Below are 15,863 nucleotides of genomic sequence, written 5' to 3'. Positions count from 1 at the left end.
TCGTACTCGATGACCGAGCACGACCACTCCGACAACGACGCGCACGGTGGCCCGACCAGCCACCCCGTGCCCGCCAGCCTGGCTGCACCCATCGTGCCGACCGGCCCGTCGGCTGCGCACTTCAGCCCTGTGAGCCTCCGCCCCGCAATCGACGCCGCGGCACTCGAGGGGCGCCTGGCAGAGCTCGGCGCCAGCCGCAGCACCGCCGCCCTCGGAGAGCGCGCCGACCTGCTGCGCATGCTCGGCCGCCTCGACGAGGCGCTCGCCATCAGCGAGGAGGCCTTCCGCCTCGCGCACTTCACCGGCGACCGCGCCGATTCGACCGCAGCGCGCATTCGCCGCGCCTACGTCTTCAAAGAGCAGGGCCGCCTCGAGCGGGCGCTCAACGACCTGCACACCAGCCGCATCAGCGCCGCCACCGAAGAGTGGAGCGAACTCGAAGCCGCGGCCGCCGAGCTGGAGGGCTACACGCTCTACGACCTCGGCCGTTACGAGGAGTCGCGCGCCTCGCTGACCGCAGCCCTCGCCGCCTACGAGAAGGCGGGCGCGCCGGCCGAGCGCACGAACGGCCTGCGCGTTGCCATCGAAGGCGTGATGCGGGCGATCCTGCAGCCCGAGTCGCTGAACGAGCCCGAGCCCGCCGAAGAGACTCCGGTGCTGGCCGAGGCCGCCCCGGCCGACGTCGCCCCCAGCGAGCCCGTCGAGCCGATGGTCGCCCCGATCGTCGTCGACGCCCCCGGCTACCTGGGCCGCGAGTCGACCCCGGGCGCCCCGACCGATTCGGACGGCGACGAGAGCGATGTCGAAGACACCGACCCGGCGCCGCGATTCCGATCGACGGGCTCCCCCGCTTTTCTGAGCACCCCCACCGAGGCGCCGGCCGCCCCGCAGCGCCTCAACCCCGACGCCGCAGCCCGCCTCGACCCTGACGCCCCGACTGACGAGCCCGTCTCCGACGCGGTCTCGATCGGCGTCGAGACGCAGGCCATCGCTGTCCCGCACGCGACGGCTCCGGGCCGGTCGCGCCGTGACATCGACGACGAAGACCGCAACGAAGACGACGAGCCCGCGGGCAACGGCTTCGACGCCGAGGTCACTCGTGCGCGCAAAGCCGCCCGGAGCATCTGGGGCGCCTTCGACACGTCTCGCCAGAAGACGCCGCCGACCGACCAGTCGTAGCCGTTGGCCGATCTCACCCGCGTGCGGCGGTGGGCGGATGCGTTGATCGCCATGCATCTGGATCCTGCGGTCTGGTCGTTCGCCTTCGACAACGCCAAGACGCGCGCGGGCCTCTGCGACTACGGCAAGAAGCTCATCTCGGTGTCACGGCACCTGGCCGAGCGGTACGACGACGACGAGATCCACCAGGTGCTGCTGCACGAGGTGGCGCATGCGATCGCCGGGTCGAAGGCGGGGCACGGGCCGCGCTGGCGTTCGGTCGCCGAAGAGCTCGGCTACGTCGGCGATCGGCTGCACGACGGCGCGATCGCGTCCGAGCTGGCGCCGTGGGTGGGGCGCTGCCCGGCGGGGCACGAGCACTACCGCTACCGCACTCCCGCGCGGCCGCTGTCGTGCGGCCGCTGCTCGAAGCGGTACGACGACGCGAACCTCATCACCTGGGTGCGCCGCCCCGTCTGACCCCCGTCCCCCTCCGTTTTACCTATAGGCGAGCGTTTGCCGCACAGAAATTTCCTGTCGCGAGGGCCGCACCTATAGGTAAACGGAGGGGAGCGACCGGCTAGGGTGGTTACATGCCGACGGGTCAGTGGTTCGTGTCCGATGCGGGGCTCCGCTGGTTCTTCGACGCGGGTGCGGTCAGCCTCGACTTCGCCTACCTCGGGGGCTTCGCCGAGGGCACGTTCGGGTCGGCCTCCGGTCTCCCGGCGTCGGGCTGGGACGGGCTCGCGACCCCCGCCGACCTCGACGACTGGCTGGCTTCGCGCTTCACGGGCCTGGCAGCGGCCGCGACCGATCGCGAGCTGCAGGACGCCAAGACGCTGCGAGACGCGATCGCCCACCTCGCTCTGCGGGCAGCCGACGGGCACCTGCCCGAGGCCGGCGACATCGACATGGTCAACCTCTATGCGGCCCTGCCGGATGTGCCGCCGTCGCTCGCGGGGGGCCGCCGGCAGGCCGGTGCGGGGCGCTTGCGCGTCGGCCAGGCCCTGTCGTCGGTGGCGCGCGACGGGGTCGCTCTGTTCGCGGCGGTCGGGTTCGTCGGCGAACCCGGCGCTCGGCTGCGGCACTGCGCGGCCGACGACTGCTCTCTGGTCTTCTTCGACGAGTCGCGTGCCGGCACGCGGCGCTGGTGCTCGATGCAGAAATGCGGCAACCGGGCGAAGGTGCGTGCGCACCGTGCTCGAGCTGCCGCCCCTGACGCGTAGTTCTACCTATAGGTGCGGCCCCGCCGTGCAGAAATTTCTGCGCGGCGGGGCCGCACCTATAGGTAGAACGGAAGGGGGGTTACTCCGTGACGGAGACCTCTTTCCAGAACGCGACGTAGTTCGAGAAGTCCTTGCCCACGCGCTCGAACGCGGTCGGGTACGGCGTGGGGTAGCTCCACGCGCGATCCTGCAGGCCGTTCACCGAGAAGTACTGGCACTCGCCCTTCCACGGGCACGTGTAGGGCGTGTCGGTCTTCTCGAGCAGGGCGTCGTTGACGCTCGCCGGAGGGAAGTACCAGTTGCCTTCGATCTTGATGAGGTCGCTCTCGGGGGCCTCGGCCACCACGGTTCCGTCGCCCAGCACTGCCTTCATGGTTCCTCCTGAAAATTGGGGTTGCTGCTTGCCCGAACGCTACGCGCGGGGGCTGAATTCCCTCAGCACGACGGCAGACGCGGGGTGTGCGTCGCGCTGCACTCTGGCATCCTGCGCCCCGATCGCTGCTGTCGAGGTCGATGCCGTCAGCAGGTGCCCCGTCGCGCGACGCAGCCCCTGCCAGGCGGCGCAGGCGACGGCGGCCTCGGGCGACGATGCGTCGATGCCGAGGGAGGCCAGCGCATCGATCACGGCCCCGGCCGCGAGCTGGTCTTCGACCGCGTGACGGAAGCCGTCCGCCTCGATCGAGCCGGCCGCCACCACGGCGATCATGACCCTCTCGCCGAGGTCTCCTTGAAGGCGCAGGATCCGTCGGGCCGCGTCGGCGGCCGACGCCTCGGTCGCGCAGAGAACGGCCGGCTGCCCGGGCGCGGTGTCGAGCCGTGCCGCGTCGCTCGTATCCCGCACCCGGCGCGCCAGCTCACCCGCCGAGCAGATCCCGTGGTCGTCGAGCTCGTCGGCCACCACGATGACGTGGACGCCCGCCGCGATCCGGGCTGCCCCCGTCGGGCCCCACTCGAACCGGACCTGGTAGCGCTCTTGACTCACCCGACCACAGTAGTGGGGCCCTTCCGGGGTGGGGAGGCCACACTGAAGTCATGCACGTGCAGCTGAAGCTCACCCTCGCGGCCCCGCCCGCCACCGTCGTCGACGCACTCGCGAACCCGGAGGTCATGGTGGCCGTGACGACGCCGCTGCTCGTCTACCGCTCCGAGGAGCCGACCGGCTTCCCGCGACGCTGGAGCACCACTCCCAGCCGGGTGAGCGCCCGCATCCTGGGGCTGGTCTCGCTCGGCAAGACGCACGTGTCGCTGCGCTTCTACGACGTCAAGGTGCCGCCGGTCGACTCCACTCCGCTCGGCGGCATCGCGCGGGTGCAGGAGGACACGGGGCGGGGCATCGCAGGCACCTTCACCCTGCTGCAGATCCGGCACCGCATGGCCGTCTCACCGGCGCCGAGGTCGTCGGGTCTCGTCGGCGGCACGCTGCTGCGCGACCGCATGGAGTTCCACGCCGGCTGGCTGACGCCGCTGCTCTGGCCGGGCCTCTGGCTCGTGTGGCAGTGGCGCGGCTTCCGCTTCCGGCAGCTGGCGCCGACCTGGCCTACGCCCGACTCTGCCCCAACCCAAGCCCCAGCCTCGGCCTCGGCCTCGGGGCCGCGCCCGAGAGTGCTGATGCGCCCGCCTGAGCGCGCCGCCGTGGCACCTAACCAGCCGACCTTTCGCCGCTTATTTCGCGCTTCGGGGTGTAGTGGCAACCTGACACATCTCGTGCGTCGCCACTGAGGCGAGGCCTCCGGGCTGGCCAGCGGAGGGGTATTGCTTTTTTGGACTTACAGGTTCGCCTGAATTCAGGCGCGGCGACCGGCGGTCGGGCCGACGACGCTGAATTCAGGCAGAGCTGTATGTCGAAAAAGGCAATACCTCTTCGTCGCGACGAGGGCGCCGTGCGCCAGTGCGCCGAGGGCGGTACTGTGTCGGGACGATCAGGGAGGCGGCCATGGCACTCGACCACGAGACTGCGGCGGAAGCGCAGGCACGAGCCCGGGCGCAGGCACAAGCGCAAGCACGAGCCGAGCGATTCGGGCGCCTGCCCGACGCGCCGAGCCCCGAGTCGTTCGTCGTCGAGATCCCGGCGATCCCCGACGACCGGCCGCAGGCCGCACCGCCCGCACCGGCAGCGGCGCCCGAGTTGGTCGCCGCGAAGCACATCGCCGACGCGCGCGCCGAGCGCCGCCGCTGACACCCGCCGCGAGTAGCGTGAGCGCGTGACCACGAGCACCTCCGCAACCGACGACGCCAGCACCAGGGCCAGCGACAGCGACAGCGCCCAGCAGACGACCGCCGAGACCGCCCATTACGCCCTCGACATCGCCTCGTGGCGCCGCAACATCCACGAGGTGTACCGGAGCGTCCGCCAGGCGACCGACCTCGAGTCGGCCCACGACCTCTGGCGCCGCACCCGCGACGACCTGTTCGCCAACCACCCGTCGACCCCGCTGCTGCCCGAAGACCGCGCGCACTTCACCGGGCTGCCCACGAAGCCGTACGACCGCGCCTGGCGGTTCGAAGTCGAGATCCTGCCCGCCGACGAGCACCGCATGATCGTGCCGACCGGCACCGACGGCGACGTGCCGTTCGACCGCATCGGCCTGGTCGACGTGCCCGGCGTGGGCACGCTCGACGTGTGGCGTCTCGCCTCGTACGGCGGCGGCGTCTTCATCCCGGTGAAAGACGCGCTGGCCGGCAAGAAAGGCGGCACGTACGGCGGCGGCCGCTACCTGATCGACACCGTCAAAGGGGCCGATCTGGGCCCAGGATCGAGGCCGGGCCACCTGGTCCTCGACTTCAACTTCGCGTACAACCCGAGCTGCGCCTACGACCCCGCGTGGGCTTGCCCGCTCGCCCAGCCGGGCAACACCGTCGCCGTCGAGATCCCCGTCGGCGAGCGCTACAGCGGCTCCTACTGATACGATGGAGTTACTTGCGAGCCGACCCGATCGGCTCCCTGCGTCGTAGTACGCCCCTCACAACCCTCGGTTCCCCGTCCAAGACGGGTGTGACAAGCCGAATTTGCGAAGCACACTCTGCGGCGAAACGATCGAGCACAACTGCTCCGTCGCCACATCTCGAGTCCAGCTGCGTCGTCGAAAGATGCAAGCCCATGGGGCTCGATACCCGATGCCTGAAAGGCACCACCCCATGACAGACACCATCACCACTGCCACCGAGGTCGAGGACGAGGGCACCACCTTCGCCTCCCTCGGCGTCCCCGGGCCCATCGTCAAAGCCCTTCTCGCGGATGGCAAGTCCACCGCGTTCCCGATCCAGGTCGACACGCTGCCCGACACCCTGAACGGCCGCGACGTACTCGGCCGCGGCAAGACCGGCTCAGGCAAGACCCTGGCCTTCTCCATCCCCATGGCCGCCCGTCTCGGCGGCAAGCTCGCCGGCGGCAAGCGCCGCCCGGGCCGCCCGATCGGCATGGTGCTCGCCCCCACGCGCGAGCTGGCCACCCAGATCGACGCCGTCCTCGCGCCGATGGCTGCGGCCTACGGTATGAACACCACCACGATCTTCGGCGGCGTCTCACAGAACCGTCAGGTGCAGGCCCTCAAGCAGGGCGTCGACATCATCGTCGCCTGCCCCGGCCGCCTCGAAGACCTGATGAAGCAGGGCTTCGTCAAGCTCGACGCCATCGAGATCACCGTGCTCGACGAGGCCGACCACATGGCCGACCTCGGCTTCCTGCCCGGTGTGACGCGCATCCTGAAGGCCACTCCCGAGAACGGCCAGCGCCTGCTCTTCAGCGCGACGCTCGACAACGGCGTGGACAAGCTCGTCAAGCAGTTCCTCCACAACGAGGTGCTGCACTCGGTCGACGAGGCCAACTCGCCCGTGGCGAAGATGACCCACCACGTGTTCGAGACCGAGTCGCTCGAGACCAAGAAGGCGCTCATCGAGAAGCTCGCCTCGGGCCAGGGCCGCCGCATCCTCTTCATGCGCACCAAGCACCACGCCAAGAAGCTCGCCAAGCAGCTGACCGAGTCGGGCATCCCCTCGGTCGACCTGCACGGCAACCTGTCGCAGCCGCAGCGCGACCGCAACCTCGCCGCGTTCCAAGACGGCTCCGCGCGCGTCCTCGTCGCGACCGACGTCGCCGCCCGCGGCGTGCACGTCGACGACATCGAGCTCGTGATCCACGTCGACCCGCCGACCGAGCACAAGGCGTACCTGCATCGCTCGGGCCGCACGGCTCGCGCCGGCGCCGAGGGCGACGTGGTCACCCTCGTCATTCCGAGCCAGCGTCGCGACGTCGCTCAGATGATGAAGAAGGCCGGCATCACCGCGACGGTCACCGCCGTCAAGCCGACCTCCCCCGAGGTCGCCGCGCTCGTCGGCGACGTCGCGGCCTACGTCAAGCCGGCCCCCAAGTCGGAGCGCGCGCCGCAGCAGCAGGGCGGCGGCGGTCGCTCGACCGGCGCGAACGCCCAGCGCAAGCGCGTCGCCCGCCAGAACGCCGACGGCACCCCCATCGCTCGCCGCGACCGCTCGGGTCGTCCCGCTGCGGCCGGTCAGGGCGCAGGATCCGACGGCTCGCCCCGTCGCGGAGGCGCCGGCACGGGCCGCTCGCAGGGCGCTGCCGGTCGCTCTGGCCAGGCCGGCCGCGGTGCCGGTGGTCGCGGTGGCAACGACCGCAGCCGCAGCGAGGCCCCGCGCACGGGCTCCAAGACGTTCTACTCGACGGAGTCCGGCTCGGGTGCCCCCGCCTCGGCCGCACCCGTTCGCGACGAGCGCCAGAACCGCCGTGCGCAGTCGGACGGCGGCGCCAGCCGCTCGAACGGTGTGCGCAACGACCAGGCGGCCTTCGCCGCCGAGCAGTCCGGTGGGCGTGACGGCGGCCAGCGCCGTGAGGGTGGCAACGGCTCGCGCCGCGCCTCCTCCGGCGGCGGTCGCCCCGGCTCGCTGAAAGTCGGTTCGCTCGTCCGCGGCAGCGCGCCGCGCGGCGGCGGCGCCGGCGGTCGCGGCCGCTAGCCCCACTCTCACCTCACGAAACCCTCGCCGGTGGCGCGCGCGCAATGCCTAGGCATTGCGCGGATGCCGCCGGCGGGGGTTTTGTGCGTTCGCGAAAGTTACCCGAGCACCTGCAGGCTCGGGTGCTCTGCCACCGCCTGCAGGCCGTGCGTCGCGAACACCGTCATCACGGCGGCGATCGCGACGTCCGGGCCCTGCAGCCGCAGTGGCGGCACCCCGGTGAACTCGCAGATGAGCGCGCCCGAGGCGACCTCGGGGTAGACCGCCGTCATCGCGCCGTAGTGGAAGCTGACCCACTGCCCGCCGACGAGGCAGAGCAGCCGGTGGTTCGTCACGACGAACCGGATCGCTTCGAGCTCGCGCCACTGCGTCGCCGACTGGGCGGCCGCGTCCCGACGCCGTTGCACGTTCGTGATCCCGCTGACCGCGAGCCCCGCGAGGATGAACGCGGGGCTGCCGAAGTAGAACCCCGAGGCCGGGCGGTAGCCGACCTCCTGCCCGTAGAAGCGCTCGTAGTCGGCTCCGAGCTCGTAGAAGAAGACCTCGCCGGGCTCGGGCACCAGCTGCCAGCTGGTGAAAACGGGCGGCACTCGGCGCGCGAGGAGCAGGCCTCGGAGGCGCTGGGCCTCGGCCCAGGAGCCGCCTGCCCCCGATCCTGCGCCCTGGCTCTGCACTTCGGTAGAGGGCGCGGCGGGAGTCGCGAGCATCGCGCCACCGTCGACACTCGAAGCTGCAGAGGGAGGAGGCGAGGAGGCGACGGGAGGCTTCGGCCGAGCGGGCCGCACCCACCGGCCGATGCCGACCACCAGGAGGGCGATGACGCCGACGCCGATGAGCAGTTCCACGGCCGCTCCCTTCGTCGAGCCCCGACCATGAGGCTGATCAGACCAAGGCCCTCCGCCGGGCCGTGACCCTGAAAGCGTAACCCGTGCTCAGGCTGCTGCGACGAAGATGCAGAACGGGTGCCCCGAGGGATCGGTGAAGACGTAGAGCGCTTCGTCGGGGTCGGCCGACTCGTCGCGGATCATCGTGGCGCCGAGCTGCTCGGCTCTCGCCCGCTGATGCTCGAGCACCGCGGCGTCGGGCACGGCAAGGTCGAGGTGCATCATCTGCGGCGGGTTGCCGTCGGGCCACACGGGCCTCGGCAGCCCCTGGACGCGCTGGAACGCCAGGATGCGACGTCCCGACGCGTCGTCGAGGCCGGTCCAGTCGATGGGCTCGCCGGCCTCCAGCGCCGACAGATCGGTCGCACCGCCCGGCTCGTCGCCCGGCGACCACTGGAGCCCGAGCAGCTGCCGATAGAAGTCGCCCAGACCGCGCGGGTCGGGGGTGTCGATGACGGTCTGCCGGATGACAGGAAACTGTGAGTCGCTCATGCCCCGCGAGGATAGCGTCGATCTCATGCGTGTGATCGGTGTGAACGAATTCGGTGGGCCTGAAAAACTGGAGACCGTCGAGAGGCCGGAGCCGCACGCCGGCTTCGGCGAGGTGCGGATCGCGGTGAGGGCGGCGGCGGTCAGCCCGACCGACAGCCTCAGCCGCTCGGGCCTCGGCGCCCCCATGGCAGGTCCCCCCTACGTGGTCGGCATGGACGCGGCGGGCGTGATCGACGAGGTCGGCGAGGGCGCCCCCTTCGCGGTCGGAGACGAGGTCATGGCCATCACGATCCCCGCGAAAGAACACGGTGGCGCCTACGCCGAGTTCGTGGTCGGGCCGTGGCAGTCGGTCAGCAGGATCCCGTCGGGCCACTCTCTCGAAGAGGCCTCGACCCTGCCGATGAACGGCCTCACAGCCGTGCAGGCGCTCGAGAAGCTCGCGTTGCCCGCCGGTGCCACCATCGCCGTGACCGGCGCCGCCGGCACCCTGGGGGCGTACGTCATCCAGCTGGCGAAGGACGCGGGGCTGACGGTGATCGCCGACTCGTCGGAGAAAGACCGCGCCCTCGTCGAGAGCCTGGGCGCCGAGACGATCGTGAGCCGTGGAGACGACGTGGCCGATCGCATCCTGCAGGCCGCCCCCGGCGGTGTCGACGCCGTCGTCGACGCGGCCGTGCAGAAGGAGCAGGTGACGAGAGCCGTGAAGCCGGGCGGCGCGTTCGTGTCGTTCCGTGGCTGGACAGGCGACGGCACGGACGACGTGAAGTTCGTCGTCGTCTCGGTGGGCGACGAATACCTGTCGAGCGCCAAGCTCGACGACCTGCGGCAGAAAGTGGAGGACGGTGTCGTCACGCTGCGTGTGGCCGGCACCTTCCCCGCAGCCGAGGCAGCTGAGGCGCACCGCCGCCTCGAGGCCGGCGGCACGCGCGGCCGCTTCGTCCTGACCTTATGACCTTCTGACCCTCGGCCTCGGCCTCGGCCCTTACCTTTTCGGCTCGTCCTGACCGCCCGGGCGGTCAGGATGAGCCGAAAAGGTAAGGGTGGGGACCGCTACGCCGCGGCGAACATGCGCTCGGCGGTTCGCAGCCCCAGCGCCATGATCAGCAGCGCGGGGTTGGCCGGCACCGAGGTCGGGAAGACCGAGTTGTCGGCGATCCAGAGGTTCGGCACGTCGAAGCTGCGGCCGTCGGGGTCGACGACCGCCGTGTCGGCAGAAGTTCCCATTCGCGCCGTGCCGATCGTGTGCGCCGTACGCGCCAACACGATGGTGGAGGTCGCGCCCGCCGCCTCGACGATCGAGGTCATCGTGCGGATCGCGTGCTCGTCCATCGCCTGCTCGTTCGGCCCCTGGCTGAAGGCGATGCGCGCCTTCGGGATGCCGAACTCGTCGAGCTCGTCGGACAGCGTCAGGCGGTTCTCGTCGCGCGGCAGGCACTCGCCGTTGATGCCCACGCCGGAGAGGTAGCGGTAGTTGTCCATCGCGTCGACGAGCGACCTGCCCCAGAGGCCGCCGCCTCGCACCATCGTGGTCGAGAGCGTGAGCGGCACGACGCCGAGGCTCTGAATCAGATAGCCGCCGGCGAAGTCGGCGTCGCTCGGCCGCAGGAAGTCCTCGGTGATGATCGACGACGGGTAACCGCGGTGGCTCCGCATCTCTTCGTCGAAGCGGCCCCAGACCTGGGTCGCGCCGTGCGCCATGTAGTTGCGGCCCACCTGGCCGGACGAGTTGGCGAGCCCGGTGTGCAGCAGAAGGCGCGGGGTCTCGACGCCGCCCGCGGCCAGCACCAGGGCGGCGGTTCGCTGACGGTGCTCCACGCCATCGCGCGTGTAGACGACGGCGCTGACGCGCCCCGTGGCATCCTGCTCGATGCCGTGCACCGTCGAGTCGGGCCGGATCTCGGCGCCGTTCGCGACCGCAAGAGGCAGATAGGTGGTGTCCATGCTGACCTTGGCGCCCGAGCGGCAGCCCTGATGGCAGGCGCCGCAGTTGGCGCACGCGGGGCGGAGGCCGTGGTGCTCCTGTTGACGGTCGAGAGTCAACACCGCGGCCGGACCGTCGGTGGCGGTGATGCCGAGGGCCTCGCAGCCGCGGATCATCATGTCGCTCGAGGCGTTGCGCGCGACGGGCGGCATCAGGTACTGCCGCGTCGGGTCCCACGGGTAGTCGGCGGGGCCCGAGACGCCGACGAATTGCTCGACACGCTCGATGTAACCGGTGATCTCTGCGTGGCCGATCGGCCAGTCCTCCCCCTTGCCTGTCGTCGACTTGAGGGCGAGGTCGCGCGGGTCGGGGCGAGGGGTGAAGGCGCCCCAGTGCAACGTCGCGCCGCCGACGCCCTTGCCCGAGTTGTTCGAGCCGAACGCCGTCGGAGTCTCGCCGTCGCTCAGCCGCTCGTCCATCCAGTTGATGGCGACGGCCTGGTTCTCGTCGGGCGTGTACTGCTGCGGGTCGAAGTTCGGGCCCGCCTCGAGCGCGACCACCGTCAGCCCACGGGCTGCGAGCGTCGCGAGAAGGGGGGCGCCGCCGGCGCCGGTGCCGACCACGACGACGTCGACCGTCTCATCGTCGCTGTAGGTGCGTTGTCCGGTGAGGTTCATCGGGTCTCTCCTGCCGTCGTCGCAGCCTGTGGCGTCGTCGCAGCCTCTGCCGTCGTCGCAGCCTGTGGCGTCGTCGCAGGCTGTGCCGTCGTCGCAGCCTGTGTCGCTGTGAACGCAGCGGGCACCGCCGCGGCTCCGGGTGCGGCCGGCATCGCCGGCTCCCAGCCCTCACGCTCGCCGGCACCGAGGCGCTGGAACCCCTGGATCCTGGTCAGGTCTCCGCCGTTGGCGTAGCCGTCGAAGCCGACGCGCGCCATCGTCGCCGGGTGCGCGAGCCAGGTGCGCACGAGGTCGACGCGGCAGTCTTCGAACCACAGGCTCAGCTGTTTCGCGTCGAGCGCAGCGTCGCCGCCGGGCTCGTAGCTGCCGTCGATGAGGGCCTCGATCGTGGCGTCCTGCTCGGTCTCGGTCAGGCTGGCGAAGTCGGCGAGCACGTCGAGAGCGAGGCGATAGGCCTCAGGATCAGGGGGCAGGGCCGCGTTGCGCCACCCGTCGGAGTGCTCCCTCGCGAGCTGCGAGTCGACCCGGGCGGCGATGTCGATGGCGTCGTGCGGGTGGGGCTGTTCGGGCCCCGAGCCCTGCGGCACGACCCGGTCGGCGATGGCGCGGAAGGTCGCGAGCTGCTCGGCCGTCATCGAGCGCGGCGCGTGGTCGGGCTCGTCGGCGAGCGCGCGCCTCGCCAGGATCGCCCGCGTCTTCGTGCTGGTCCGGGCCGACGCGATGGTGCGGATGACGTCGTCGGGCACGACGGGCCCGCGCCCGGCGTGGTCGTTCCACAGGCGCAGGATCACGTCGGCCACCTCGCGCGGGCGCTCGTACGGAAGCAGATGGCCGGCCCCGTCGAGCACCGTGACGTCTGCTCGCGGGTAGACGGGCGCGTTGAGGCGGCGCTGCGCGTCAGGGCCGAGGTCACCGTCGGCGCCGCCCGCCACGATGGCTGCCGGCACGTCGAGGGTGCCGACGGCGGCCAAGTGGTCTTCACGGCTGCCGCGCTCGAACCAGGCGCGCCACGCCTCGGGGTCGGAGTGTTGCACGTCGTCGAGCGCACGGGCGTCTGCAGCTGCATCGAGCGGCGCCCCGACGTTGTCGTCGATGAAAGAGCGGGCGTCCGCAGCACTCACCGGGCCGTCGGCGGCCATCGCGATCGACTGCGCTCTGCTCTCGTCGGTCATCGGCTCGGGTGAAGGCGGCGAGGCGGCGAGCAGCACGACGCCGCTCAGGCCGAACAGCCCGGCTGTGCCGTCGAGAGTGCGCTTCGCGACGAGGGTTGCGATCTTGCCGCCCATGCTGTGGCCGACGATCATCCAGCGGCCAGCCGGGTGCTGCTTGATCTCGCGGATGACGTGGCGCACCATCTCGTCGATCGTCGTGCCGGTGGCTGTCGACGCGTGGCCGAACCCCGGCAGGTCGATCGCGACGACGTCGAACGTGTCGCCGAGTTCGGCGGTGAGCGCCGCGAACTCACCCCCGCTCGAGCCGAGGGCGTGGAGGCAGAAGAGTGTGGGAGTCGACATCCCCTTCGACACTAAGCCGCCGCCCCTCCGTGCGTTCGGCGCGGGGTACGCGCACTTTTTGAGAATGTTAATTTGCAATTCGTATTCTGGCAATCTACCTTCACTGCAGGGGCAGACAGCCCTGACCTGATGGGAGGCAATATGAACACTCAGTTTTCGGTTCGACTCAGTGCGCGGAGCTTTCACGCGCTGGCTCTGATGCTCGTCTTCGCATGCGTAGCCGCTCTGTCGATCGCTGTCGCACGGCCAGCCAGCGCAGAGACGATTCCTGAATCGGGCTCCGCGATCCTCAGCAATTCGCAGATCGGATCGATGCGCGCTCATCTCACTTCGAGTGAGCTTCCCCGCGTCAACGCCGTGGCGGGAGGCGAGCAGCTCGAAACATTCATCTTGCCGAGCGGCTCGACGATTGGCGTCCCTGTAGCGACCAGCCGCTTGTCGTCCGGGGTTAGTGGCTCAACCATCTTCATCAAGTTGAACAAGACGGACCAGCAAGCGCTCCTCAACGGTGGGGCAGTGGCTCTCGGCGCTGCCCTCTGCAATATTCCCGCCATCGGGTGGGTCGCGTGTGCTGCCATCGGCTCGGCTCTTGCCATTGGTATGACATACGTCCGTGCGCACGGAATTTGCAAGGGCTCGAAGCCAAACCTGCGCGTACTCCTCAACGGCGAATTCACGTCATCGTGCGTCGCATGACGACAACGACTAGGAGGGCATAGACATGAAAAGCTCAATCATCATTGTGCTGAGTGCCGCACTCGCCATCGCCGGAACGTACGCACTCGCCGGCTTCGGAGACTCCGAGCCGATCTCAGCGATCCGAGCGGCCAGCCCGGCGCTGGTAGCGGTGCCTGCCTTCGTGGTCATGGCCGTGAAACGGCGCGATCGGCGTCGAGTCGCGGACCCGGAGGCGTCGGCAGGCGAGTAGCAGCCCGCTATCGAGTGGGCAGAAAATGCGGAAATCGACCCGCAAATCCGCATTTTCTGCCCACTCGGCGCCCGCGAAGGCTAGTGGCCGGAGATGCGGTCGGCCAGGGCTGCGAAAGCGCTCGAGCGCGGGGTGCCGCGCCGCTCCTCCGACCGGTCGGCCCAGCGGTAGGCGGCGTAGATGGCGGTGACACCGAGCCAGCGGAGGGGTTCGGGCTCCCAGGCGTCCGCACGGTGACCGACCCAGGGCATGGTGACGAGCTCCGAAGCGTGACGGGCGTCGCGATCCTGCAGCACCAGGTCGGCGAGGGTGCGCCCAGCGAGGTTGGTCGTGGTGACACCGGTGCCGACATAGCCGCCGGCCCAGCCGAGGCCGGTCGCTCGGTCGAGGCCGACAGTGGCGCGCCAGTCGCGGGGCACTCCGAGCACGCCCGACCAGGCGTGGTCGATGCGGGCAGAAGCCGCCGCAGGGAACATCTCGTGCAGGATCGCCGTCAGTTCGGCCACGGTCCGCGCCCGAGTGCGCCCGTCGCTGTCGACTCGTGAGCCGTAGCGGTACGGGACCCCGCGGCCGCCGAGCGCGATGCGGTCGTCGGCGGTGCGCTGCGCGTACATGTACACGTGCGCCATGTCGCCGACCACGTCGCGGTGCTCCCAGCCGAGCTGGCCCCACACCGAGGCGGGCAGCGGCTCGGTCGCGATCATCGACGAGTTGAGCGGCAGCCACTCGCGGTGGGCGCCGGCGAGGTCGGCCGTGAAGCCTTCGGTCGCCCGAATCACGTGGCGGGCGGTGACGGTGCCGCGATCGGTGACGAGCGCGGCGTCGCGCGGCCCGCCGCCCCGAGGCACCCGCGGCCGGATCTCCGTGACGGTGGTGCCCTCGACGATTGTCACCCCGAGGCGCTCCACCGCCGCCGCGAGCCCCTGCACGAGCTTCGCGGGCTGGATCCGGGCTGCGTGGGGGTGGTGCAACCCGGCGAGCGTGCCCTCGATCCTGAGGCGTGCGTCGGTGTCGGCGGCCGTCAGGAGTGTTGTGCCTGCCTCGGCAAACTCGGCCTCGGACGCCGCGAAGGCCTCGAGCCGCGCCCGCTGCGCCGGAGTACGAGCCACCGTCAGCTCGCCGCCCTTCACAAGGTCGGCGTCGATGCCTTCGGCGGCGCACACCGAGGCGACCTCGTCGACGGCCTCGTTCATGAGTGTCTGGAAGCGGCCCACGAGCGCACGGCCGTGCGACGCGAGGTACTGCTCGCGACCGCCGGTGATGCTGTTGGTGAGCCAGCCGCCGTTGCGGCCCGAGGCTCCGAAGCCTGCGAAACGGCGTTCGACGACGATGATGTCGAGCGACGGGTCGGCGCGCTTCAGGGCATAGGCCGCCCACAGGCCGGTGTAGCCCGCCCCGACGATCGCCACGTCGGCCGCGCGGTCGCCGTCGAGCGGCGGGCGCGCGGCGGGCAACCCCGACTCGGCGTACCAGAACGAGACGTCGCCGTTGACGGTCATGGGCCTGCCGCCTCCCGGGTCAGCTGAGCGCGCCGACCGAGGCGAGGGCCGTGCGCAGAAGCGCCCCGCGGCCGCCCTCCATCTCGGCGGACACCTCGGGGCTGGCCGCGACGAGGGGGCTCATCCAGGTGATCTCGAGGGCGTCCTGTCGCGGGTCGCAGGTGCCCGTGACCGGCACCACATATGCCAGCGACACCGCGTGCTGGCGCTCGTCGGTGTAGACCGAGGCGCCCGGGAAGGGGAAGTACTCGGCCACCGAGAACGGCACCGGCGACGGCGGCAACTGCGGGAAGGCCATCGGGCCGAGGTCCTTCTCGAGGTGCCGGAACAGCGCCGTCCGCAGCGACTCGCCGTACATGACGCGCCCGGACACCAGCATCCTGGTCATCGCGCCCTCACTGTCGGCGCGCAGCAGCACGCCGACCTCGGTGACGACGCCTTCGCCGTTGACGCGCACCGGCACGGCCTCGACGTAGAGGATCGGCAGGCGCTGCCGGATCTCGAAGAGCTCCTCTTCGGAGAGCCAGGCGGAGTTGGGGTCGGCCCCATCGGGGTCAGGCGTGCGCACAGAACTCATGCCCCATTCTTACCTGCCG

18 protein-coding genes are annotated in these 15,863 nt (G+C 70.7%); 10 read left to right on the top strand and 8 right to left on the bottom strand.

What is annotated here, in order from left to right; all coding sequences use genetic code 11:
* The first annotated feature begins 9 nt into the window (after nt 1-9).
* From AX769_RS05445 to AX769_RS05435, 3 genes are all read left to right on the top strand, one after another.
* Nucleotides 10-1,179, top strand: a complete 1,170-nt coding sequence (locus AX769_RS05445) for a tetratricopeptide repeat protein (protein ID WP_066276816.1) — start codon at nt 10-12, stop codon at nt 1,177-1,179.
* 3 nt (nt 1,180-1,182) lie between these two features.
* Entirely contained in the window at nt 1,183-1,638 is a 456-nt protein-coding gene (locus tag AX769_RS05440) for a SprT-like domain-containing protein (RefSeq protein ID WP_066276813.1), read from the top strand.
* Nucleotides 1,639-1,751: 113 nt separating this feature from the next.
* Complete coding sequence (locus tag AX769_RS05435) at nt 1,752-2,384, top strand: CGNR zinc finger domain-containing protein (protein WP_066276810.1); 633 nt, start codon at nt 1,752-1,754, stop codon at nt 2,382-2,384.
* 79 nt (nt 2,385-2,463) lie between these two features.
* Here the strand turns inward: AX769_RS05435 and AX769_RS05430 are convergent, their stop codons facing one another.
* Nucleotides 2,464-2,757 (bottom strand): DUF427 domain-containing protein, encoded by a 294-nt coding sequence (locus tag AX769_RS05430; protein WP_066276808.1) that lies wholly within the window; start codon nt 2,755-2,757, stop codon nt 2,464-2,466.
* 39 nt (nt 2,758-2,796) lie between these two features.
* A complete protein-coding gene (locus tag AX769_RS05425; RefSeq protein WP_066276807.1) occupies nt 2,797-3,366 on the bottom strand; it encodes a hypothetical protein in 570 nt (189 codons plus the stop codon).
* A gap of 50 nt (nt 3,367-3,416) precedes the next feature.
* On the opposite strand from AX769_RS05425, the gene AX769_RS05420 reads away from it, so the two are divergent.
* The 4 genes from AX769_RS05420 (at nt 3,417) to AX769_RS05405 (ending at nt 7,352) form a co-directional block, all read left to right on the top strand.
* Entirely contained in the window at nt 3,417-4,103 is a 687-nt protein-coding gene (locus tag AX769_RS05420) for a hypothetical protein (protein WP_066276806.1), read from the top strand.
* A 214-nt stretch (nt 4,104-4,317) separates the two neighbouring features.
* A complete protein-coding gene (locus AX769_RS05415) occupies nt 4,318-4,560 on the top strand; it encodes a hypothetical protein (RefSeq protein WP_066276804.1) in 243 nt (80 codons plus the stop codon).
* 127 nt (nt 4,561-4,687) lie between these two features.
* Complete coding sequence (locus tag AX769_RS05410) at nt 4,688-5,287, top strand: DUF1684 domain-containing protein (RefSeq protein ID WP_066283208.1); 600 nt, start codon at nt 4,688-4,690, stop codon at nt 5,285-5,287.
* A gap of 232 nt (nt 5,288-5,519) precedes the next feature.
* Nucleotides 5,520-7,352, top strand: a complete 1,833-nt coding sequence (locus AX769_RS05405; RefSeq protein WP_066276801.1) for a DEAD/DEAH box helicase — start codon at nt 5,520-5,522, stop codon at nt 7,350-7,352.
* A 98-nt stretch (nt 7,353-7,450) separates the two neighbouring features.
* Here the strand turns inward: AX769_RS05405 and AX769_RS05400 are convergent, their stop codons facing one another.
* Nucleotides 7,451-8,197: a hypothetical protein gene (locus AX769_RS05400; RefSeq protein WP_066276798.1), complete on the bottom strand. Its 747-nt coding sequence runs from the start codon at nt 8,195-8,197 to the stop codon at nt 7,451-7,453.
* An 87-nt stretch (nt 8,198-8,284) separates the two neighbouring features.
* The gene (locus AX769_RS05395) at nt 8,285-8,728 is read right to left on the bottom strand and encodes a VOC family protein (RefSeq protein ID WP_066276795.1); all 444 of its coding nucleotides are present in this window, start codon (nt 8,726-8,728) and stop codon (nt 8,285-8,287) included.
* Between the two features lie 25 nt (nt 8,729-8,753).
* Here AX769_RS05395 and AX769_RS05390 point away from each other — a divergent pair, with 25 nt between their 5' ends.
* A complete protein-coding gene (locus tag AX769_RS05390; protein WP_066276793.1) occupies nt 8,754-9,680 on the top strand; it encodes an NADP-dependent oxidoreductase in 927 nt (308 codons plus the stop codon).
* A 98-nt stretch (nt 9,681-9,778) separates the two neighbouring features.
* Here AX769_RS05390 and AX769_RS05385 read toward each other — a convergent pair whose 3' ends face one another.
* Nucleotides 9,779-11,326, bottom strand: coding sequence for a GMC family oxidoreductase (locus AX769_RS05385; RefSeq protein WP_066276791.1), 1,548 nt, complete (start codon nt 11,324-11,326; stop codon nt 9,779-9,781).
* Entirely contained in the window at nt 11,323-12,840 is a 1,518-nt protein-coding gene (locus AX769_RS05380) for an alpha/beta hydrolase (protein ID WP_066276788.1), read from the bottom strand. Before AX769_RS05380 ends, AX769_RS05385 begins: the two co-directional genes overlap by 4 nt.
* 72 nt (nt 12,841-12,912) lie before the next feature.
* Here AX769_RS05380 and AX769_RS24505 point away from each other — a divergent pair, with 72 nt between their 5' ends.
* Both AX769_RS24505 and AX769_RS05370 read left to right on the top strand, forming a co-directional pair.
* Entirely contained in the window at nt 12,913-13,536 is a 624-nt protein-coding gene (locus AX769_RS24505; RefSeq protein WP_162269008.1) for a hypothetical protein, read from the top strand.
* Nucleotides 13,537-13,561: 25 nt separating this feature from the next.
* Nucleotides 13,562-13,768 carry a hypothetical protein gene (locus AX769_RS05370; RefSeq protein ID WP_066276782.1) on the top strand — a complete coding sequence of 69 codons (207 nt, stop codon included), beginning with the start codon at nt 13,562-13,564 and terminating at the stop codon, nt 13,766-13,768.
* 80 nt (nt 13,769-13,848) lie between these two features.
* On the opposite strand, the gene AX769_RS05365 is transcribed toward AX769_RS05370, so the two are convergent.
* Both AX769_RS05365 and AX769_RS05360 read right to left on the bottom strand, forming a co-directional pair.
* Complete coding sequence (locus tag AX769_RS05365; protein ID WP_066276780.1) at nt 13,849-15,267, bottom strand: FAD-binding oxidoreductase; 1,419 nt, start codon at nt 15,265-15,267, stop codon at nt 13,849-13,851.
* Between the two features lie 19 nt (nt 15,268-15,286).
* The gene (locus AX769_RS05360) at nt 15,287-15,844 is read right to left on the bottom strand and encodes an NUDIX hydrolase family protein (protein ID WP_066276778.1); all 558 of its coding nucleotides are present in this window, start codon (nt 15,842-15,844) and stop codon (nt 15,287-15,289) included.
* Nucleotides 15,845-15,863 lie beyond the last annotated feature (19 nt).

The organism is Frondihabitans sp. PAMC 28766 (assembly GCF_001577365.1).
Classification (GTDB): Bacteria; Actinomycetota; Actinomycetes; order Actinomycetales; family Microbacteriaceae; genus Frondihabitans.
Note: the sequence above shows the minus strand (reverse complement) of the source record. Positions and strands in the feature narration are given on the sequence as shown.